At 39.9% G+C, this 20,807-nt stretch carries 18 protein-coding genes and 2 pseudogenes; 9 read left to right on the top strand and 11 right to left on the bottom strand.

From position 1 onward, the window contains the following. Nucleotides 1-28 precede the first annotated feature (28 nt). The 6 genes and pseudogenes from D5R40_RS21110 to D5R40_RS43525 all read right to left on the bottom strand — a co-directional run. Nucleotides 29-142: pseudogene (locus D5R40_RS21110) on the bottom strand (element excision factor XisI family protein); the annotation flags it as partial. Nucleotides 143-176: 34 nt separating this feature from the next. Further along, entirely contained in the window at nucleotides 177-2,762 is a 2,586-nt protein-coding gene (locus D5R40_RS21105; protein ID WP_240038753.1) for a CHAT domain-containing protein, read from the bottom strand. 129 nt (nucleotides 2,763-2,891) lie between these two features. Further along, entirely contained in the window at nucleotides 2,892-3,146 is a 255-nt protein-coding gene (locus D5R40_RS21100; RefSeq protein ID WP_192901027.1) for a hypothetical protein, read from the bottom strand. Continuing rightward, entirely contained in the window at nucleotides 3,047-3,274 is a 228-nt protein-coding gene (locus tag D5R40_RS42785; protein WP_124142920.1) for a ribbon-helix-helix domain-containing protein, read from the bottom strand. Before D5R40_RS42785 ends, D5R40_RS21100 begins: the two co-directional genes overlap by 100 nt. A 350-nt stretch (nucleotides 3,275-3,624) precedes the next feature. Beyond that, on the bottom strand, nucleotides 3,625-4,020 hold the full coding sequence (locus tag D5R40_RS21090; RefSeq protein WP_124142921.1) for a hypothetical protein: 396 nt from the start codon (nucleotides 4,018-4,020) through the stop codon (nucleotides 3,625-3,627). 315 nt (nucleotides 4,021-4,335) lie between these two features. Then, a complete protein-coding gene (locus D5R40_RS43525) occupies nucleotides 4,336-4,734 on the bottom strand; it encodes a hypothetical protein (RefSeq protein WP_240038754.1) in 399 nt (132 codons plus the stop codon). 293 nt (nucleotides 4,735-5,027) lie between these two features. Between D5R40_RS43525 and D5R40_RS21075 the strand changes: the two genes are divergently transcribed. Together D5R40_RS21075 and D5R40_RS21070 are read left to right on the top strand one after the other, a co-directional pair. Then, the gene (locus D5R40_RS21075) at nucleotides 5,028-5,927 is read left to right on the top strand and encodes a hypothetical protein (RefSeq protein ID WP_124155154.1); all 900 of its coding nucleotides are present in this window, start codon (nucleotides 5,028-5,030) and stop codon (nucleotides 5,925-5,927) included. Beyond that, nucleotides 5,818-6,597, top strand: a complete 780-nt coding sequence (locus tag D5R40_RS21070; protein ID WP_124155153.1) for a calcium-binding protein — start codon at nucleotides 5,818-5,820, stop codon at nucleotides 6,595-6,597. Before D5R40_RS21075 ends, D5R40_RS21070 begins: the two co-directional genes overlap by 110 nt. 164 nt (nucleotides 6,598-6,761) lie before the next feature. Here D5R40_RS21070 and D5R40_RS21065 read toward each other — a convergent pair whose 3' ends face one another. Continuing rightward, entirely contained in the window at nucleotides 6,762-7,370 is a 609-nt protein-coding gene (locus D5R40_RS21065; protein WP_124142926.1) for an S-layer family protein, read from the bottom strand. Nucleotides 7,371-7,387: 17 nt separating this feature from the next. Beyond that, nucleotides 7,388-7,896 (bottom strand): annotated as a pseudogene (locus D5R40_RS21060) (IS1 family transposase); the annotation flags it as partial. 506 nt (nucleotides 7,897-8,402) lie between these two features. On the opposite strand from D5R40_RS21060, the gene D5R40_RS21055 reads away from it, so the two are divergent. Beyond that, entirely contained in the window at nucleotides 8,403-9,743 is a 1,341-nt protein-coding gene (locus tag D5R40_RS21055) for a PQQ-dependent sugar dehydrogenase (RefSeq protein ID WP_240041630.1), read from the top strand. Nucleotides 9,744-10,245: 502 nt separating this feature from the next. Beyond that, complete coding sequence (locus D5R40_RS21050) at nucleotides 10,246-10,563, top strand: P-II family nitrogen regulator (protein WP_124155152.1); 318 nt, start codon at nucleotides 10,246-10,248, stop codon at nucleotides 10,561-10,563. A 409-nt stretch (nucleotides 10,564-10,972) separates the two neighbouring features. Here the strand turns inward: D5R40_RS21050 and D5R40_RS21045 are convergent, their stop codons facing one another. Next, the gene (locus D5R40_RS21045) at nucleotides 10,973-12,058 is read right to left on the bottom strand and encodes a sodium-dependent bicarbonate transport family permease (RefSeq protein ID WP_124155151.1); all 1,086 of its coding nucleotides are present in this window, start codon (nucleotides 12,056-12,058) and stop codon (nucleotides 10,973-10,975) included. A gap of 685 nt (nucleotides 12,059-12,743) precedes the next feature. Further along, the gene (gene bicA, locus D5R40_RS21040; RefSeq protein WP_124155150.1) at nucleotides 12,744-14,498 is read right to left on the bottom strand and encodes a bicarbonate transporter BicA; all 1,755 of its coding nucleotides are present in this window, start codon (nucleotides 14,496-14,498) and stop codon (nucleotides 12,744-12,746) included. A gap of 184 nt (nucleotides 14,499-14,682) precedes the next feature. On the opposite strand from bicA, the gene D5R40_RS21035 reads away from it, so the two are divergent. Both D5R40_RS21035 and D5R40_RS21030 read left to right on the top strand, forming a co-directional pair. Continuing rightward, on the top strand, nucleotides 14,683-15,603 hold the full coding sequence (locus D5R40_RS21035) for a LysR family transcriptional regulator (protein ID WP_124142930.1): 921 nt from the start codon (nucleotides 14,683-14,685) through the stop codon (nucleotides 15,601-15,603). Between the two features lie 261 nt (nucleotides 15,604-15,864). After that, complete coding sequence (locus D5R40_RS21030; protein ID WP_124142931.1) at nucleotides 15,865-16,065, top strand: hypothetical protein; 201 nt, start codon at nucleotides 15,865-15,867, stop codon at nucleotides 16,063-16,065. Nucleotides 16,066-16,946: 881 nt separating this feature from the next. On the opposite strand, the gene D5R40_RS21025 is transcribed toward D5R40_RS21030, so the two are convergent. Then, nucleotides 16,947-18,086, bottom strand: coding sequence for an ISAs1 family transposase (locus tag D5R40_RS21025; protein WP_124155148.1), 1,140 nt, complete (start codon nucleotides 18,084-18,086; stop codon nucleotides 16,947-16,949). Between the two features lie 215 nt (nucleotides 18,087-18,301). On the opposite strand from D5R40_RS21025, the gene D5R40_RS37920 reads away from it, so the two are divergent. The 3 genes from D5R40_RS37920 to D5R40_RS37915 all read left to right on the top strand — a co-directional run. Then, nucleotides 18,302-19,318: a sensor histidine kinase gene (locus D5R40_RS37920; RefSeq protein WP_205127202.1), complete on the top strand. Its 1,017-nt coding sequence runs from the start codon at nucleotides 18,302-18,304 to the stop codon at nucleotides 19,316-19,318. Continuing rightward, nucleotides 19,279-20,418 carry an ATP-binding protein gene (locus D5R40_RS21015; RefSeq protein WP_205127203.1) on the top strand — a complete coding sequence of 380 codons (1,140 nt, stop codon included), beginning with the start codon at nucleotides 19,279-19,281 and terminating at the stop codon, nucleotides 20,416-20,418. The genes D5R40_RS37920 and D5R40_RS21015 overlap by 40 nt, the downstream gene beginning before the upstream one ends. A 152-nt stretch (nucleotides 20,419-20,570) precedes the next feature. After that, nucleotides 20,571-20,807, top strand: a 237-nt coding sequence (locus D5R40_RS37915) for a hypothetical protein (RefSeq protein WP_205127674.1), incomplete at its 3' end; no start/stop codon positions are given.

The raw sequence follows: 20,807 nt of genomic DNA, 5'->3' as shown, positions 1-20,807 counted from the left end.
CTCAGGAAGAGGGCATTGCTCCTACTGGTCACTTATTTCTGCCATCCTGCACTAGTACAATATCAGACTTAGGCACCCCCGCTTCAATTAACTCCCTAGCTATTCCTACTTCAGTTCCATCTCGTTGAACCCAAATTTTCCCTCTTCCCTCTTCCTTCTTCCCTCTTCCTTACGAACTACAACCAATTACCAACAAGAATAAATGATGACCAATAATAGGGTTTATCGTAATCTGCATTTAATTCTATTTCTCCTTTGATAAATTTCATTTGAACTTGACGCAGTGCTTCCGCTTTTCTGAGTTGTGAACTACCAGACTGCAATAATTCTTGATAAAACTGTTTCATTAATTCTGCTGTAGAGCCATCATTAACGTTCCATAAACTCCCTAGAACACTACGAGCCCCTGCCCGAATAGAAACTCCAGCCAAACCCAATGCTGCTCGTGTATCTCCCAATGCCGTCTGACAAGCACTTAAAATTAATAATTCGATCGCTCGCTCTGACCTTGTCAAATTCCTAGTCTGAAGCAGTAGGTCTAAATCTCGAACATTAATACGTTCTTCCCAACCTAAAATGAAGGTATCATCTGGATTAGAACTAAACTGTCCGTGAGTTGCAATATGGATAATGTTAAAAGGTTCAGAATTAACCTGAGCTTGAATATTAGTTTTCGTGAATTTTTCATCTGCTAATTTTTCAGATTGTAGTACAGTTTTTTCAATAGCATCTAGTTCTTGTTGAATATAGGGTAGGGAACTAAAACCCTCCAATTCATAACTAGGTGCTTTCTGACTTGTTCCGGCAGTTAATACTCGTAGCTGCTCCTTTAATAAAGGTTTGGGATTGACTAATTGCAAACCCGGTACTACTGCAATTGCATATCTTTCCACGAGATAACGTTCGCGATCGCTATCATACAATACAGACATGGGAAAATTTCTGAGTAACCCATCCAAGACAAAAACTAGGGTTTTTATTTGACTGGTATCATGTTCTAAATCGATTTCCAAATCCGCTTCAAAGGGTTTAATTAACCACTGATAAAGTTGATTAGATGGTAACTTTACTTTGCTGCTTCCTCTTATAGTTGTAATGTTTGCTCTAAGATTAAATAAGGTATCCTGAAATTGTGCTGCAAAGTTTTTATCGCTCACTGAAGCATAACGAAAGTTTTCAGTTCCCGGCAATTTGAGAATAACACTTAATTGATTATCTAACAATATTGGATAAATAACCGCTGCATTTTTATCAATTTCATCGATATTAATATCTTCAGCATTGACACAAGCATTTTGGAAAAAATTATCTAATTCTGCTAATTGTAGAGATTCAATTACCTTCTGAGCTGCTTTTATATTGGACAATTTTGGTTGAGTTGAACCAAGTTCAGGCTGAAGTAATAGTGCTACAAGTTTTCTGTATAAAGGTTCAATATTTGCCCGAAAATCAAACTGAATATCTCTATTTAAAGCTACCAAGTTGCGTCGTAAAATTTGCAGGGTATTAAAAGCAGATTTATAAGCTAAAAGTGCTTTTGAGGAATCTCCTTGTTGGAGAAAAATATCTCCCAATTGTTCTTGGAGTTGATAAGCAATATCTGAAGCAGAGATTTTTTGAGCGATCGCCAAGGCTTGATTTGTCAAATTAAGTGCATTTTCTAGTTTTCCCATGTTTTGATACAATTTTCCTTGAATTCCAATGGCATAAGCTTCTAAACGAGAATTATGAATAATTTTTGCTTGTTGAATTGCTTGGTCGAGGAATTGTTCATTAATAGTATTTGGTAGAGTTAATTCGGCAAAATTAGTCTGTAGTTGAACTAAAGTTGATTTGGCATTTATTTGCTCAAAATTCATCAAACTTTCTGCAAATTTAATCGTTGCTTGAATTGAATGAGGAGAGGGATTAATTTTATTTAAAATACCAATAATTTGAGGTAAAGTATCAATCTGAAATTGTACATGAGGTTGCAGCCAATCATCACCTGAACTCTTCTGCCATTGTCGGTTTAATTCAAGTAACAGACTAAGATGATTAATAGTTGCCTGAATTTTAATTAATTCTTCATCAGAAACAGTCACCGCTTTTTCATAATAAGATAAACCTTGGATAATTGCTTGTCTTTCTGCTTTTCCTCTCAGCCTAAAATTAGCAATGCCTTGAGCTTGAGAAAGAATTGTATTTCCTAAATTTAGCAATAATCGACCTTCAATATTTTGAGAATTTACCAATGGAAAACTAGGTTCTAAAACCTTTTGAGATAAAGCCAATTTACCCAGTACGCGCAATCCATTTCCCAAGCTTTGTAGACCTTGAAAATTTAGATTAGTATTTGATGTATTAAATCTTGACAAAACAGTTTGTAGCTCACTTTCTGTCAAGCGTTCACACTGTAAATCATTGCCAAATGCTTGTAGCACTGTATCACAGGAACGTCTATAAAATCCCATACTTGTTAATGCTTGAGCTTGATTAACTTGACTTCTAATTTCACCAATACGATCCTTATTTTTCCGATAAATAACTTCTGCTTGTTGCCAAACTTCCAATGCAGCTTCCGCCCTTCCCTGCTGTAACAATTGGACTCCTTGCTGAATTAAACTAGAAGGAGAAGATTGTGCTAAAATGGGAGATAAAAAATTAATTCCCAGACTGAAACAAAAACCAAATAGAGCGATCGCTATCAACTTTAGTATCCCAATCTTTAGTCTATTTTTATTACTAATAAGTTTATAAATTTTTTTGAATAGATTCTGCATATTGATTAAATTTCCTCAAAAATAATCCTCACAGCATTTGTACGAGGCCAATAATGGCCACAATTATTACACTAATATTCTATTTGATGAAAAAATACCGACCACATTGCTGCGATCGGCTTCCTAAATTTATTCTTCTTCTGTTTTGTCGCTTACTAGAAGTTCTGCTTCTCCACTCAAAATCCTGACTACCTCTTCTTCTAAAGCACCCATCTTTCCCAAGACTTTTGACTTATATTCGTTATTTTCCTGAAGTCCTTGTACTAATCTGTCTCCATGAGCTTCTATATATTTAATATGTTCACGTTGCAACTCTTGAAGTTGTTCAAGAATTTTCCCAAGAGTTTCGCGTTCCCCCCCGGTGAAGACTCTTGCCTTACCCACTGTTCTATTAGTTCGCTCCGACTCAGGCCCAACGCTTTCGCCATCTGTCCTAACCTTGTTTTTGCCTTGGGAGTCAAGCTTATTTCCAAGCTTGTTTTCTTCTCGTCATAATTTGGATGTCTCGCCATTTGTTTTGTTAGCCATTTTATACGGATAGAAAAATTTTATCTGAACCACTTGACTTATTCTATCCGGATACTTAAAATAATAAACAATACAATCAGGGTTAAATTTTTAGGAGGTGATGCCCAACGAAGCAGTTCAAACAGTTAAAACCTAAGACTTAACTGACATATTTATCCTCTTAAAAGAGGAAGCGTAACTACCCAAATTTTTCGGTCAAGTTGGGGGTTATATTGTCTGAGTTGAAAGATTTTGCCTTGGTGCTGACCTGTGGGGAGTTGGGCGTATTTGTCGTGTAAAATTTTTGGCTTGAAAAAATACCGACCACATTGCTGCGATCGGCTTCCTGAATTTATTATTCTTTTGTTGTTGATTCTTCTGGAAGCTTTTCGACCTGTTCCAATAGGCGACTGATTTCTTTTTCTAGTGCTGCTGACTTCTCTAAAAAACTAGCTTTCTTATTTTTATGATCTGCTAGTCTTTTTTCTAATCTTTCACCATCATCGTCCATATAACTCAAAGCTTCGTCTATTACTTCCCGGAACAGGCCAAGAATTCCCCCAATAATCCAACTGATTCCAGTTTGTCCCATGCTTTTATCCACTTCTCTAGTAGTTCTCCTTGACTGGTGTTCAAAGCTTCTGCTATCTGTTTCAACCTTTGCCGAGATTCTGGCGTTATCGTCAAGTTGATTCGTTCTTTTCTCACTCCGTGAATTGGATGTCTTGCCATGTCCTTCTAAAGTATCCATTGTTTCTGTATAGAAAGATTCTAACTAAACTCTTGACAACTATTGTATACAGAAGTTATTGTAATACTATATTCATACAGAAAAAATACCCAGGAGGTGACGCCCAACGAAGCAGTTCAAACAGTTAAAACCTAAGACTTAAGCTCGTTGATATAAATTAATGTTTCGGGTAGACCAGGTGAAGTTGGGGGTTATATTGTCTGAGTTGAAAGATTTTGCCTTGGTGTTGATCTGTGGCAAGTTGGGCGTATTGGTTGTGTAGAATTTGTGGCATGAAAAAATACCGACCACATTGCTGCGATCGGCTTTCTGAGTTTATTCTTCTTCCGTTGTTGATTCTTCTGGAAGCTTTTCGACCTGCTCCAATAGGCGAGCGATTTCTTTTTCCAGTGCTGCTGACTTCTCTAAAAAACTAGCTTTCTTATTTTTATGATCTGTTAGTCTTTTTTCTAATCTTTCGCCATGCTCGTCTATGTAACTCAAAGCTTCGTGCATTACTTCCCGAAACAGGCCAAGGATTCCCCCAATAATCCAACGGATTCCAGTTTGTCCCATGCCCCCGTCCACTTTTCCACTAGCTCGCTGCGACTGATATTCAACGCCTCCGCTATTTCGTCCATACGTTGCAAGGTCTCCGGAGTTAGTGATAGATTGGTTCGTTTTTTGGGACTTTTGTATTTCGGTTTTCCAGCCATCTATTATTCTTTTGTCCATTGTTTGTGTACAAGATAATTCTACTCAACCCTCTTGACATAATCTTATACACAATGTAATTATAATATCAAGTCATACACAAACAATGCTCAAGAGGTGATGCCCAACGGAGCAGTTCAAACAGTTAAAACCTAGTGCTTAAAAGACATCAGCATACTTATTCTTAGTGACTATCTATTGGATATCTTTCGGGGTGGGGTTAGATATCCCTGAAAAGAGGAGGTAATTGTTAATTATTAATTGTTGAATCCACCCCTTACTTACTAACCTAACTTTTTCTTACTTTCTTACTTATGATTGGAAACCTATACAACCACGGATTCGAGATACCTTTTAATGACCCAGAACTTCCCCAATGGGCAGATGGCCATCTAGATAAATTTTGCGATTTGTTTTGGAACGAAACCTGGAAAAATGGCGATGATGCGATCGCCTCTCTGGAAATAGATATGCTGGCCGACAGATACGCCTATATCAAAGAAGGCATGGCTTTGAGAGCTTTTCAAATTTATAAGCTTTATGAAAATTTAGGATTTAAAACCTTCAAACAATATTGTGTTAAATGTTTGAAAAAATCGGTCTATTACGTCAAACGAGTCATTAAAGCTGCTCAAATATCTTGGTCATTGATGCTGGAAGGATTTACCGAGCTGCCAGACAACGTATCTCAAGCTACCAGATTAGCCACTTCTGTGAGTCAAGTCAGCGAGGAAACTGATGAAACTATGAGTTGTTGGCAAGAAGTGTTGGATAAAGCAAAGGATCAATCCAAACCCATTACAGCAAATTACATAGAAACTACTATTACTGGGGAAACAACACCTCTCTTAGCCACAGCAAAGCTACCCAGAGATGTCTGGGACAAATTAAGAGCTTTGGCCAAACAACAGGGAGTCAAGCCGGAAAAATTACTCGAAGAGATTGTGGGAAATTATTTGCACCCGAAACAAGAACCTGACCCAGAGACAGAAACAGTAGATGAGCCAGAATCTAAAAACAATGAAAAAGGTCTTACGTCAAAAACACCTGATATTAAAGCTTGGGAAAAAGATTTACAGGATTTAGTCCAGGAACGTTTTACTAATGAACCGAATTATCAGACAACCGCAGACAATTCCACATTTACTAGAACGAAAAAGCAGAAGAAGAAACAGAAAAATAAAACCCCTCCTCCTGAGTGGATTTGGCAATAATCTCCTTAGAGGTGGTAATGGCAATGATCGCCTTATAGGTGGTAATAACAATGATACCCTTCTGGGTGGTTTGGACGATGATGCCCTTCTGGGTGGATTTGGCAATGATCTCTTTGACGGTGGTAATGGCAATGATGCCCTTGGGGGTAATAATGGTTTTGATACCCTTATAGGTGGTAATGGTGATGATACCGTTAGAGGTAATGATGGCAATGATCTCCTTGTAGGTGGTAATGGCAATGATCTCTTTGACGGTGGTAATGGCAATGATCTCCTTGTAGGTGGATTTGGCAATGATCTCCTTGTAGGTGGTAATGGCAATGATCTCCTTGTAGGTGGATTTGGCAATGATTTCCTTAGAGGTGGTAAGGGTGATGATAACCTTCAAGGTGGCGATGGCAATGATCGCCTTAGAGGTGGTAGGGGTAATGATACCCTTATAGGTGGTAAGGGCAGTGACCTTTTTCTACTTGCTAGTCGCTTTGGTGGTGATACCATTATGGATTTTCAACTAGGAGGCGATAAGATAGTATTATCTGATGATTTAGAATTTACTGATTTAACTTTTGTACTAAATGGTAGGAATACATTATTAACAGTTACTGCTAGTGGAGATCTACTAGCTACAGTTAATAATGTAATAAGCTTGAGTTCAGAAAATTTCTTGTAATTTGTCAAAAAATAGTTCAAACTTAAATTAATTTTCAGGGCGATTAAGCCCTTTGTTTTGCGCCAAAATCTCCAAAAAATTCTGGGCATCCTTATTTGACAGGGAGTTAAAAATTTTTGATAAAGATTTAGAATTTACCGAAAAATTGGGTTTAAAGCCTCCCCCTAAAAGGGGCGGAATTCTGTGCCGAATATGCCTGCTGCGGTGATGTTGATAGTGCCTCCGAAGGCGGCTTGAGCATTGGCGGAGATGTCGCTGTTTTCCAGTGCGACTAGGTTTTCGGTGTTGATATTGATGTTGCCTCCGGTGGCTTCTCCTGTGGCGTTAGTGCTGATGTTGCTGTTGTGGCGGAGAATAAAGTCTTTGTTGTTTTTGATGGTGATGCTGCCTTGACCTCCTGTGGTTTTGGCATTGAGACTAGCTTGGTTTTCTATGAGGATGTTGTTGCTGTTGATTTCTAGGTTGCCTGCTGGTTCTTGGGTTTGGGAGCTGACTGTGATTTCTGCTTCATCCCGAATATTGAAATTTTCGGCGTTGATAATTAACGTTCCTCCTGCTCCTGTTCCTTCATCTGTTGCTTCTGCGGTTAAGCCACTTAGCCATATACCATTGGGAGATTTTCCTATTATTTCTGTGTCTTTAGCAGAGATGGTTATATTGCCTGCATCTCCCCCACCTCTGCTGCGGGCGTTGATCTGCGCTCCATCTTGAAGTCGTAAATTTTCTGTATTGACTGTGATAGTTCCTCCATTTCCTACCGCTCCTTCTTGCACTGTAGCAATTAAACCACAATATCAAGAAAACCGGCCCAACCGTGAATCATCTGCCACAATATAGTCAAGGTAACTAACGAGCGAGTCTCTTACAGAGGAGCTTTCCTTGCGGAATGCTATCGCAAACGCTAACGCCCCCGTACAAACTTCAGAATTCCTGGCATTTTGCTGTTGACGACTCTCCAGACCCAAATTTGGTTTTTTTTGAGCCCATAAAAGTTTGTAGTTGATCTAGCGTGAGCTGTTTGAGGTATTTCATAGTTACGATCGGGAATCTGTGCTTGGTGCAAGTCGTACCCAGTTGAGCACTGTGTTATGGGAAATACCAGTCACTCTCTCAATGGCTCCCAATCCCATGGCAAATAGGGACATTTTCACACAAAGCTCTTTAAGATCAGAACTATAACCCGCAGGACAGGGGCTTTCTCGCGCATTGACGGCCACAGTTAGGGCACAGATAACTCTGTTTGCCCTGACGATGACCATTTTTCACTACTTTATGACTTTGACAATCAGGACAGTCCATCTGTCTAGAAAATTCTAGAATATCATTCTCTATTGTGCAACACCTATAATTGAGCATCGGGTCGAAAAATTATGCTGTTGGGGTAGATCAAAAATAGATTTGCATTTCCTAACACACCTAGAGTTCCTAGTACGTCGATCAATGGTGCGCTCAATGCAATGTTTTGAGCTATCGCTACATCTACAGAACTACCAAATTTTCTACTACACCAGATATAGCTGAAGTCAGAAGTCAGAAGTTAAATTCTCAGCACGGATGTAATTTGCTGGTTGTGGTAATAGCACTTAGCTTTTTTATAGGTATGGTTTTCTACCATCTCAATGAATTCATCCCATATATTTGTTGGTAGATTTGTTTTAATTGTACTCGTCGAAACTCCCTTATTAAGGCGAATCACTATCTGGATGTAATTCTTCAATACATTCTAACAAAAGGCGATCGCTCGATTAATTTATCAAACATAAGTATATGTCAAAGAGCTAAAAAAATGCTAACTTGATATCAAAATGCTAAATAATCAAGATTCTATAGTCATAAAAATGCGACAGAATAATATGTTTCAAAATAATTTGTTTTCTCAGTCAGACCAAATACCCCTCGATCTACTCGATCGCCTCATAACAGCAGGGAGTAAAATAGTATTTCGCACTACTATAGCGATCGCTCTATTCGGGACTTTAAGTTGTACCACCAATGTTCAACTAGATTCATCTACTGCTACTCAGACTCAGACTGCATCAGTTTCTAATAATCAAATTGAGTCTCCAGAAAATATCGCCACTAATTCAGGCTTCCAGAAAATCACCTTGGTAGAAGACCTAGAACATCCTTGGAGCCTGGCCTGGCTTCCTGATGGCACTATCCTAATTACTGAGCGACCAGGGAGATTGCGAATTGTGCGTGATGGAGTTCTAGATCCAACTCCAGTTACAGGACTTCCTGAAATATTTGCCTCTGGCCAAGGGGGATTAATGGATGTCTCAATTCACCCGCGCTTTACAGAAAATCGCTTGATTTATCTGACTTATTCCCACGGCGATCGCTCGGCAAACCGCACCCGCATAGCACGGGCGAGACTTGAGGAGAATACTCTGCGCGATCTGCAAGTAATCTTCGAGGTTTCCCAGACAAAAACTGGCGCGCAACACTTCGGGTCACGCATTATTTGGCTACCTGACGAAACTCTACTAATAACAATTGGTGACGGTGGCAACCCACCTATTGAATTCAATGGCGAATTTATCCGCCAACAAGCTCAAAACCGCCGTAGTCATCTGGGCAAAGTTTTACGGTTAAATGACGATGGTTCTGTACCCTCCGATAATCCTTTCGCAACTTCTACAGATGCCGAACCTGCCGTTTGGAGCTACGGACATCGTAATATTCAGGGAATCACCTTTGACCCCACAAGGAATAGAGTCTGGGCAACAGAACATGGTTCGCGAGGTGGCGACGAACTGAATCTTGTTGAGGCTGGAGAAAACTACGGTTGGCCGGCAGTCACCCACAGTCGAGAATATTCTGGAGGACTCATCTCTCCGGAAACATCTCGCCCTGGTCTGGTAGACCCTAAAGTGGTGTGGACTCCATCAATAGCCCCCTCTGGTTTAGCTTTCTACAGTGGCGATCGCTTTCCACAGTGGCAAGGTAATTTGTTTGCAGGTGGGTTAGTATCCCAAGATATCCGTCGCATTGAGGTAGATGAAGCGGGTAATGTTGTCACTCAGAAGTCTATTTCTATCGGTCAGAGAGTGCGGGATGTGCGACAAGGGCCTGATGGGCTACTGTATGTTCTCACCGATCGACCTAATGGACAATTAATTCGGCTTGAACCTGTTGGCGAGTAAGTTTGGGGTGTGGAGTAGCCGAGATTAAATAATCGGGCTTACTCACGCATATAAAATTATAGGCGTTGCTGAATGGTAATAATTTTTAGATTAAGTATCAATGCAAAACATAAATTTTTCAATTTTACCTTTAGCTACTTACCATTACATTTCAGCAACGCAAAATTATACACCATTTTTAGTGGTTAACAGCCGTTAAACCCTACTATAAGTGATGGTTATGCGATTGATTGGTTTTTCCTTTTCCTAGGTCATACTGCGCAAACATCCCGACGCTCCCTATCCAACAAGTGGATCGCAAATGCCCTAGTGTATATTCTCTTGACTGATTTATGGTATGGTGTTAGCATATTTAATATGGCAAGCGCAATATTACGTAACGTGTATACAAACGCGATTGTATTCCCTTCGCCGACTAGGATTGGCGCAATAGCGCGTAATTCTGCCGTTTTCCTGAGTTTATGTATAGTTCAAAGACTAAAAACGTCAAGAGGTAACCCGCATGACCCAACAAGCTACCAAGCTCGTCATCGTCACGGAAAAGTTGTTGCTGAAAAAGATCGCCAAGATCATCGACGAAGCCGGGGCTACCGGTTATACGGTGGTAGACGCTGGCGGTAAAGGCAGTCGTAACGTGCGATCGTCCGGAGGACCAACCGTTTCCGAAACCTACTCGAATATAAAGATCGAGGTGCTCACCCCCAATCGGGATATGGCGGTGAAGATTTCGGATGAAGTCGCAGGGCAGTTTTTCGACGATTATTCGGGCATCGCCTATATCTGTAGTGTGATGGAGGTACTGCACGCACACAAATTCTGACTCAAAACCCAGTTGATCAAACCAAAAAACCGGGGCATAGCCTCGGCTTTTTCATGCCTGTAGAACGTTGATGCTGGTGAAAAAATCACTACCAATACCTACTAGGTCACGCGGCTGTTGAATGGAGAAGACACAGACCTTGACCAAGAAATTGTGGTCTAAAGCCTCCCTGCTCTTTCAAGGGAATAAAAAGTGGTCGATCGCGACAGCGGAACGGAGTTCTTTCTTCGTAGCTTCCCATAGGGTGGAATGGCGAGGAAACCTGCACCATATCTAATCGACCAAGAAAAAAGAGAATTCTGTATTTTCGTAGCCTCTTTATTGCAGAGGTACTGATGACTGAAATTATATAGCTGTAACGTTGGTTGCCGCGCCAAGAGAACGCTGGCATAACCCAACCCGTCTGCGATCAGTTGCCCATCAGTGCCTGGGCAAGCCCGATGAAGAGCGGTATTCCCAAGGCAAGAGCAACCGGCGTACCTACGGCTGTGGACGAGCCGATGTAGGCGGAGGGATTAGCCGACGGGATACCGGCTCGTAAAGTAGGCGGCCCTGAGATGTCTGAACTGGAGGCAGCGATGACGGCCATGATCACCACACCGCCAAAACTGAATCCCGTGATGTAGTGGGCAATCATGCCAAGACCGAAGGCTATGAACCCATGCAGCAGCGGCCCCACAAAGGCATATATGGCATACCACTGACCCACCTTGCGCAGCTCGCCAATCCTTGCCGTGGCTTCCATACCCATTACCAGCATCAGAATTGAAAGCAGGCCACGGAAGAGGGGATTGAAGAAGCTATCATAGACACTTTCCGGCCTGGTTAGTATGCCTAGAGCGAGGCCTAGCAGCAGTGCTGATAGAGCAGAGCCTTGGAGGCTTTCCTGCACGATAGGCCATATCTCGACCCGCTTGTCTGCAGTATTGCGCTTGGGATACCCGCGTGCGGTAATGCCCTGCTTGCTTTGATACTCCTGCTTGCTGAGATCCTCGTATGCGGCATCGCGCTGCTTGCTGATATAAATGCTGGCCAAGACGATCGCAGTCACGAGGGCTGGGATGTCCATGAAGGGATAGAGTGCGGCAGCCCAGGGCTCATAAAAGATATCTTCCGTTTCCAGTATCGTCAGGCCGGCAGCGAGGGTAGAGCCACTCACGGCACCGAACAAGCCTGCAGTAGCAATGGCATCCACGGTTTTGACCTTCGGCAGTTTGGCCAATGTGTAGCGTCCGATGAACACGATCAGGATTCCCACTATCATGGCGAACACTGCGGGCAACAGCATCTCCAGGAGATTGGCATTGCGGATCGCAATGCCACCGCTCAGGCCGACTTTTAGGAGCAGCATGAAAACGATGAACTTATAGATAGGATCTGGAATTTGCAGTCGGCTATTGACTGCTGCAACAACCATACCACCAATTAGAAATCCGAGTGTCGGGGACTGCAATTTCCCCAGGAAGAGCGTCAAGAAATCGGAGAAAAAATTCATGTTGTAATTCCTTATTAATTAGATATTAGAGGTCACCATGGCCTCAAACTTAAAATATGTCAAGATTTGCGCTGGCTAGCACAAATTGGAAATTCAATGTCAAATGTGAATCATCAGGTTTTCGACAACCAATTTGGGGAAGAACTAGCTAAAGTTTCATCAAGGGCAATTTCTAATATTTTAAAACATTTTTTCTGCTTTCAATGCTTGAGACTAGCAAAATAATTTTTAATAAGTAATCACTGCGATTACTGTAATATATACGTTTTCAGTGGTTTAGTTATAATCACAAAATTCTTGACTTTGCAGAGATTAGTCAAAGAAGGAAGGCAGGAAGCAGGAGGCAGAAGCGGTGCAACCCCGCATAGCCACTAGGCGCAAGGGAATGCGCATCAAGAGAGGAAAGAAAAGGTTAGAAGGGAAAAGGTTTTTTATCACTGATTACCCGGACATGATATTACCTAAATTTTGTATTGCGGGTATTTAAAGAGAGATAATATTTAGAGACTGTTTGTAAAGTTTTGTGATATACAATGATTGACCTTGAAACTCTAACAACTTGAGTTACTTATCCTAAATTTATAGGATAAGATACCCAGTTTACGGGGGTAAAACACTTCACAATTTTTTACAAACAACCTCTGAGTTTGAATATTAACTGATTTTCCTTGAATTAATTTGTTGGTTACTGATTTTGACCAATTTGCAGATTGTCAAAACTGGATGGAGTTTGGTTCTTTACCTTGGAATTTGCAGAATTGATATTAACATCAGAAGTAACCAAGGCAACAGCATTGACTAATGCCTGTTTGCGATCCACCAACATATTTTGTGAAGGTACAATCTCTAAAACTCCCAGTTTTTCTAAACGTCGTTTGACGCTGCCTGTAGCACCAACTAGGAATACATGACGACCTGTATCAACAGTTTCCTGAATTGCATTTTCTATTGCTAGAGCAGAAGTCACACCCATGTGAGGTACTTCACTCAAATCTACAATCAACACTTCATAGTTGTTCAGAAGTGTATGTTGGCGAGAGATAGCTTTGGAGACACCGAAAATCATCGGACCACTTAAGTGGAATAATAAAATTCGACCCTCAGCACGGTCTAGTAATTCTTTCTCATCATTGTCTAAGATGATTGCATCATCAGCATCAGTGATGGCTTTCACATCCTCAGATTTAATTTGAGTCAAGCGGTCTATGGTGAGAACATTAGCAACAAACACTCCAATACCTACAGCAGCGATCAGGTCTACGAAGACAGTCAGACCGATCACACCGTACATAATCATGGCAGATTTCCAAGAAATATTATGGGCACGCTTGAGGAAACCCCAGTCAATAATCTTAATACCAACCTGCAAAGCAATACCTGCCAAAACTGCCATAGGAATTTGTGCAGTTAAACTACCAGCTCCCAAAACCACAATCATTAAAATGAAAGCACGAGTAATACCGGATAGAGCAGAGCGAGCACCTGTATTAATATTAACTACAGTACCCATAGTTGCACCAGCACCAGGAAGACCACCAAACAATCCTGAAGCTAAGTTACCTAAACCTTGACCAATTAATTCTTTGTCGGAGTTGTGTTGAGTCCGAGTCAAACTATCAGCAACCACAGAAGTCAGCAGAGCATCAATACAGCCAAGCATTGCTAACACTGTCGCATCAGCTACCATTAACTGCAATTGATCGGGAGTAAAGTAAGGCAACTGTAAGCTAGGTAGACCAGTAGGAATTTCACCGATGCGACGAATACCAGCATCTGAGAAAAATAAAACAGAAATAACTGTTCCTACTACCAATGCTAATAATGGTGGTGGCACAAATTTCTTGACCTTAGCTGGTACCAAAAAGAGTATAGCTACTGTCAGAGCTGCTAAACCTGTCTCTATAGGATTAATACTTGTTAAAAGGTTAGGTATGTTCTGAATAGTCCCAACTACACCACCCTTGGGGCTAGCTTGTCCGAGAAATGGACCTATTTGCAGGATAATCAGGATTATACCGATGCCTGACATGAAACCAGAAATCACGTTGTAAGGCATCATGGTAATGTATTTACCAAACCGCAATAAACCAAAAATAATTTGGAGTACTCCTGCCATCATGACTACGGTGAAAGCCATTGCCAGACCATTTTCTGGGTTGGTGGTAGTTAAGTGAGCAATCACCGCAGTGGTTACCACGGTCATCGGTCCGGTAGGCTCAGAAATCAGGGTGGGAGTACCACCAAACAGTGCTGCAAACAAACCAACTAATACAGCACCATACAAACCCGCAGCAGGTGCTCCAGCATCGGCGGCACCCGAAGCGACACCAAAGGCGAGTGCCATAGGGAGGGCAATGACAGCAGCAGTCAAACCGCCGAACATATCGCCCTTGATATTCCTAAAATTTATTTTGTTGAAAACTTGTGTAGCAAAAGCCATAAAGATTGATAAGTTTTTCTTTTTTATTTAATTAAGTCAATGATACCTACATTAACCATTGACTATCGTCTATGTCAAGATTATTATTGAAATCAATTGGGAATGCAATACTTGATAGTTTGTAATTGCTTATACCAGTCTTAAGATTTTCTTTATTTTTCTTATCTTTTAGGAGGAAAAGTTCTTGATTCAGGCAACCTTACATCAGTTGAGAGTCTTTCAGACCGTGGCCCTTCACGGTAGTTTTACTAAGGCTGCTGAAGAGTTATTCATTACTCAACCCACTGTCTCTGCTCAGGTAAAGCAACTGGGCCAGGCAGTAGGTATACCTTTGTTTGAGCAAATTGGCAAGCAGCTTTATTTAACAGATGTTGGTAGAGAATTATTTGCCACTTGTCAGGAAGTATTTGAACAGCTCGCTCGCTTTGAAATGACGGTAGCTGATATTAAGGGGACAAAACAAGGGCAATTACGTTTGGCAGTAGTTACAACTGCTAAATATTTTGTACCCAGAATCTTGGGTTATTTCTGCCAAGAGTATCCAGGTGTAGATATTTCTCTGGAGGTGACAAACCACCAAAACATCACTAGACGAATGTTGGAAAACCAAGACGATCTATATATATGTAGTCAACCTCCTGAAGATATACCTCTATGTAGTGAAGCTTTGATGGATAATCCCCTGGTCTTAGTAGCGAACAAAAATCATCCTTTGGCAGGCCAGAGAAATATTCCGATTAAACGTCTCAATAATCAAGCCTTTATTATGCGAGAATCTGGTTCTGGTACTCGCCAGGCGGTGCAAAAATTATTTGCCAAGCACAAAATTTATGTGAAAGTGCGCCTAGAACTTGGTAGTAATGAGGCTATTAAACAAGCGATCGCTGGAGGGTTAGGAATTTCTATTTTGTCAAAGCATACTCTCTACTGCGAAAGTTCTGAGTGGGAACTCACTACCCTAGATGTTCAAAATTTTCCGATTAAGCGACAGTGGTATGTATCCTATCTAGCTGGCAAACAATTATCGGTAGTAGCTCAAACATTCTTGGAATATCTGCACGAACATACTCAGAAAATGGCTGTCACTTCTAGTCTTGTGAGTTAACAAATTTCCCACAAGTGCATACCTGATATATTTGTTGATTGCCGAAAGCTGCCTATATACTAAAACATTTCTGAGTACTGTACAAAAAATTTCAAGGGTACGAAAATTACTATAATTTCTACCAGATACTCTTATTGTTTTATTTACTATTCTGCTATTGTTAGCATAGCTTTAGTCATTGATAAATTCCTCGCAACAGCGATCGCTAAGTTTCTCTATCGCTATAGTTGGAATCAAGCTTTCACCATCTGGTCTTTGTCAATGCCTCAAGTAGCAGCAACTTTAGCGGCAGTATTAACAAGTTTTAGCGTGGAATTAATTTCTGAGTCAGTATTTAATGGCATTATTGTTTCAATGTTGGTAACATCTATCTTAGGACTTATGATAACTACTACAAAAGTATTTCTCTGTTTAAGGTTGATCATCAATCTATGTCAAACATCAACTCCTTCCTTGCTATAAATAATATCAGGACTTACGCACTGACAATAGATATGGGGTTTTGCTCAGTTACGCCACCGCTAACACACCCTACTGGACTGTTTCATCTAATTTGGTGCATTAGGGAGTACGGGAGTAGGGGAGAAAGATTGTTGTTGGATTTATCCTACGGATAAGCTGGCGCTAATATCCCTCAACCCAACCTACATCTATTGCAAAATTTAAGATGAAACAGTCTACTACTAATAGTGTTCATGCGTAACTCCTAAATATTATGTTCGCTTAAATACTACAGGACTTATGTAGTACAGCTAATTATAGTGTATAAATTGGTAATTATGCCAGATATATCCACTATAATTAGTGCCGCTCCGTAAGTCCTGTACTAATTATTTACTGGAGTTTAGACCAGGGAAAACGCATCTAATTTTTTTGACAAATGACTAAAAACCCAATAATGCCCTTGACCTCACAGGGTTACAAGCAGCTCAAAACCATTATTGGATAAGAGTTCAAAGGACATTTAGCTGGGTCTTTAATTTGTGATACGGGATAATCATTATTGTTGTTGGTGTGGGTGAGCGAAGCTCACCCACACCAACACATAGCCTTGATCTATTGTTCAATTTAAATGGAAGTGATAATGGAGTCTTTATGGGTGATATCACTATCTGCAATCACTCTAATTCACTCGATTTTTATTTTTGTTTTTTTACCAAGATTGCAGACTGCAATCACTTAATTTATTGAGAGACATATAAGATTATTATTTAAATTTTATTGTCGATATTACTGTCTGCAATCACTTTTAAATAATCAAACTAAAATTAATAATTATTCTCCTAATGCATAGGAAGATAAAATTCCATTGCCAGATGTTTTCACTTATTTACATTCAGATTTTATTCTGAGCTGAATAAAACTTTGAGGAGGTAATTGTTGTTCCATCCAGCTCTTTTTCGTTGATTTTTTATTCCAGTTTTTACAGTTTTTTCTTGATTTAATAAATTTAAAGCTATTTGTCTAATTACTGCCAAATTCTCTGGAGCATTATCTGTTCTAATTCTAGAGCAATCTTCCTGAAATTGAACATCCAGAACCCAATTTAATTGATTTTCAATCCCCCAATGACCACGAATCGCTTCAGCTAATAGTTCAGCATTATTGGATAAACTACTAATATAATATCTTCGTTCACAAGTTCTTTTTCCATCTTTTTCAAAACGAAAGTAATCGACAAAGCCAATTGATTTGAGATTTTTCCATTCTCCAAATGGATCTACTTGTTCGGCAATATTACTCGCCATATAATAGTATCGATATTCCTGACGACCATGAGCTAATTCTGGTTTACAATAATCACTTTGTGTACTTTCTTTTCCTTCATTTTTAGATAATTTATTCAGCAGTTTTTCAACCCTTTGATAAAAATAACCTTGATTTTTTTTCAAAGTAATTACATAGTCAGCTTGTTGTTCTGTAATTTGTTTAACAATTTCTTTTTGCCATCCCATAGCATCAATAGTAACTAGACAACCAGAGAGGGATAAAACTTTGAGAAGTTGGGGAATTGCAGTGATTTCATTCGATTTATTATCTACTTTGACTTGACCTAAAACTAGGCGATTTGCTGTAGCCCAGGCACTGACCATGTGAATAGGTTTTTGAGATTTTTTTTTGTCATAAGAACCTCTGAGAGTTTTTCCATCAATTGCTATGATTTCGCCATCAGTTATTTGACTTACTGACTGAATCCATGACAAAAAACATTGCTGTAATTTTTCTGGGTCTAGCCGTGCAAAAACTCTGGCAAATGTATCATGAGATGGAATGCCATTAGGCAGTTCTAAAAAACTTTTTAGCCATTCATATTTAGACTCACCATAAGCTTCTATATCCACCCATGTATCCGCACTACAAATCACAGCACAAATCGTAATTATAATAATATCAATTAATTGATGACGTTTAGTTCTATCTACCCTCGGGTCTTCTAGTTCACTAAAATACTCATAAATACTCTTTTTTTCCTGGAGTTTCATTGTTAAATATTACTATTATTACTACAATAATTATCCTTCATAAATATCTAACATTCCACACTTAATTAGGAATTTTTAAGTATTAATTATTGAATTGATTTGAGACTTTTTACTCTTGAAAATTTTGGTATTTTTGACAGTGATTTGAGAAGCGATAGACTGCCAGTCCGCAACGCGATCGCATATTCTCCATTTGAAATTTTATTTTTGGTCATTTGTCAAAAAAATTAGATGCGTTTTCCCTGGCTAAACAACTTGCTCCTTACCTTCAAGACCCTGAAGCTTTTCGTCGAGAGAGTGGTGCTTTGCTCAAACGACTGCAAAATATTCAGGATTTGCTCGCTAAACACAATAATTCTGGAAAACCAGCAACCCTCAAAGATTTGCAAGCTTTTTTAGAAGACTATGCAGTAACTGTTGAGGAGTTTAGGGAGCGTGCAATTACCTTTACAAAAACAGTACAACCCCTGACCCAGAAACTTGAGGGTTTAGAAACTGCTGAACAACTCTTGATAAATTTAGTTAAAAGTCCAGAATTTGTTGCTTTTATTGAAGCTCCCGATATGATGGGAGAGTTTTATCAGCTCACAATTCAAAGAGAAATAGATGCCGAGCAAGCCTTAAATAATGCCCAACTTCTACGAAATCAAATCATTGTTTTTAGCTTTGGCCTTTCAGGAGGGGTGGCTCTGATTCTAGCTTTATATACCAGTCATGCAATCGCCAAGCCACTGCAAACAGTTACAGATGTTGCTCAATTAGTTACTCGTGATTCTAACTTCAATCTGCAAGTACCAGTTCAAACTAATGATGAAGTAGGTGTATTAGCAACATCCCTAAATCAACTGATCTGCCGTGTCAAACAGTTAATGACCGAAGAACAAGCTTACATCTGGCAATTGGAACAAGCGAAAGAAACTGCTAATGCAGCCAACCAAGCCAAAAGTGAATTTCTTGCCAATATGAGCCATGAACTCCGCACCCCCCTCAATGGTATCCTTGGCTATGCTCAAATCCTTCAGTATTCTGAAACCATGAGTGAGGAAGAAAACAAAGGTCTTGATATTATCAAACAATGTGGTCTTCACTTACTGAAATTAATCAATGATATTCTCGACCTCTCCAAAATTGAAGCCGGCAAACTCGACCTCTTGGCAAGCGAGTTTCTTTTCCCTCTTTTCTCCAAGGAGTGGTGGAAATATGTCGCATTCGAGCCGAACAAAAAGGCATAAATTTTTACTACTCCCCCGATAAAAATTTACCTATAGGCATTTGCGCTGACGAAAAACGACTACAGCAGGTATTGATCAATCTCCTGAGCAATGGGATTAAATTTACCGATATTGGTAGCGTTACCTTTAGCGTCACCGCACAAAAATTGTCAGACCAATATCGCCTCAACTTTGAAGTTAAAGATACAGGAGTAGGTATGACCCCAGAACAACAAGAGAAAATATTCCTGCCATTTGAACAGGTGGGTGACTGCAAAAAACAGACAGAAGGCACAGGTTTGGGGTTAGCCATTAGTCAAAAGATTGTCAAACTCATGGGTAGTCAACTGGAAGTAAAGAGTGAAGTAGGTAAAGGCAGTACTTTCTGGTTTGATGTGGAAGTTCCAGAAGCAAAAGAATGGGCAGTGGCTTCGAGAACTGTGAAGCAGGGAACTATATTGGGTTATCAAGGTAAAAAATGTCGTGTCTTAGTTGTTGATGACCGTTCGGAAAATCGCTCGGTGGTGGTGATCTTGCTAGAAATGCTTGGCTTTGAAATGAGTGAAGCGAAAAATGGAAAGGAAGCTCTAGAAAAAATGATGGTATCTCTGCCGGATGTGGTGATTACTGATTTAATGATGCCAGTAATGAATGGTTATGAATTACTTAAATATATCCGCAGTTCGGAAAAGTTGAAGGATGTAGTGGCGATCGCTTCTTCTGCTAGTGTGTTTGAAAGTAATCAACAAGAGGCAATTGATAACGGAGCTGATGTATTTTTGCCCAAACCTATACAGACTGACAGATTATTAGAAATTTTACAGCAGTGTCTTGACTTAGAGTGGGTTTATGAGCAAAAGACCGCAGCATCAGCTCAGGTGACTGAGGTTAGAAAAAGTGAAGAAATTGTTTCTCCAGCTATGGAAGTCTTACAAGAATTACTCACTTTAGTAGAAGATGGCGATATTCAAGGTATTGTGGAAGTTGCTGAACAGCTTCTAGAATCGGATGTTACTTTAACTCCTTTTGCCCAAGAAATTTTGCAATTGGCGAATAGTTTCCAACTTAAACGGTTGAAAACTTTCATTAAAGAGTATCTTGATTCGGCGTTGCTGAACTAATGGATGAATCTTTGCAGAAAAAGTAACCCATCTTTATACTTCCTGTTTTTCTCAAACAAGAATTCCAATGCGCACTCTATGTAAGGTCCCCTACACTCCCCACACTCCTTGCAATACGCAAATATGCAACGCCTAATTCTGATGATGGGTGAATGGTTGTAGGTAGTGTGTTGATCTTTTCTCCGTCCTCAATACACCGAAATAAATTATTAGAATCACAAAGCTTCCTTAACCTATTAGCTATTGTCGTAAAAGTAGTCTTATATCAAGTCTCATTCATTAGCCATAATAAATTAGCTATCTTTAGTCATCTAAAGATGACTTCTGCTTTGATCCAAGAAATAAATTTCTTGGCGGATGATATGGTTCGCCAAGCCAAGGATTTAAAT

This window comes from Okeania hirsuta (assembly GCF_003838195.1).
Lineage (GTDB): Bacteria > Cyanobacteriota > Cyanobacteriia > Cyanobacteriales > Microcoleaceae > Okeania > Okeania hirsuta.
The sequence above is the reverse complement of the archived record's forward strand: the minus strand, read 5'-3'. Positions and strand labels throughout refer to the sequence as shown.

Excerpts from the sequence above, each read along its gene's own strand:
- D5R40_RS21105 (WP_240038753.1), bottom strand. The coding sequence starts at position 2,762 with ATGCAGAATCTATTCAAAAAAATTTATAAACTTATTAGTAATAAAAAT.
- D5R40_RS42785 (WP_124142920.1), bottom strand. The coding sequence starts at position 3,274 with ATGGCGAGACATCCAAATTATGACGAGAAGAAAACAAGCTTGGAAATA.
- D5R40_RS21090 (WP_124142921.1), bottom strand. The coding sequence starts at position 4,020 with ATGGATACTTTAGAAGGACATGGCAAGACATCCAATTCACGGAGTGAG.
- D5R40_RS43525 (WP_240038754.1), bottom strand. The coding sequence starts at position 4,734 with ATGGACAAAAGAATAATAGATGGCTGGAAAACCGAAATACAAAAGTCC.
- D5R40_RS21075 (WP_124155154.1), top strand. The coding sequence starts at position 5,028 with ATGATTGGAAACCTATACAACCACGGATTCGAGATACCTTTTAATGAC.
- D5R40_RS21070 (WP_124155153.1), top strand. The coding sequence starts at position 5,818 with ATGAACCGAATTATCAGACAACCGCAGACAATTCCACATTTACTAGAA.
- D5R40_RS21055 (WP_240041630.1), top strand. The coding sequence starts at position 8,403 with ATGCTAAATAATCAAGATTCTATAGTCATAAAAATGCGACAGAATAAT.
- D5R40_RS21050 (WP_124155152.1), top strand. The coding sequence starts at position 10,246 with ATGACCCAACAAGCTACCAAGCTCGTCATCGTCACGGAAAAGTTGTTG.
- D5R40_RS21045 (WP_124155151.1), bottom strand. The coding sequence starts at position 12,058 with ATGAATTTTTTCTCCGATTTCTTGACGCTCTTCCTGGGGAAATTGCAG.
- bicA (WP_124155150.1), bottom strand. The coding sequence starts at position 14,498 with ATGGCTTTTGCTACACAAGTTTTCAACAAAATAAATTTTAGGAATATC.
- D5R40_RS21030 (WP_124142931.1), top strand. The coding sequence starts at position 15,865 with ATGCCTCAAGTAGCAGCAACTTTAGCGGCAGTATTAACAAGTTTTAGC.
- D5R40_RS21025 (WP_124155148.1), bottom strand. The coding sequence starts at position 18,086 with ATGAAACTCCAGGAAAAAAAGAGTATTTATGAGTATTTTAGTGAACTA.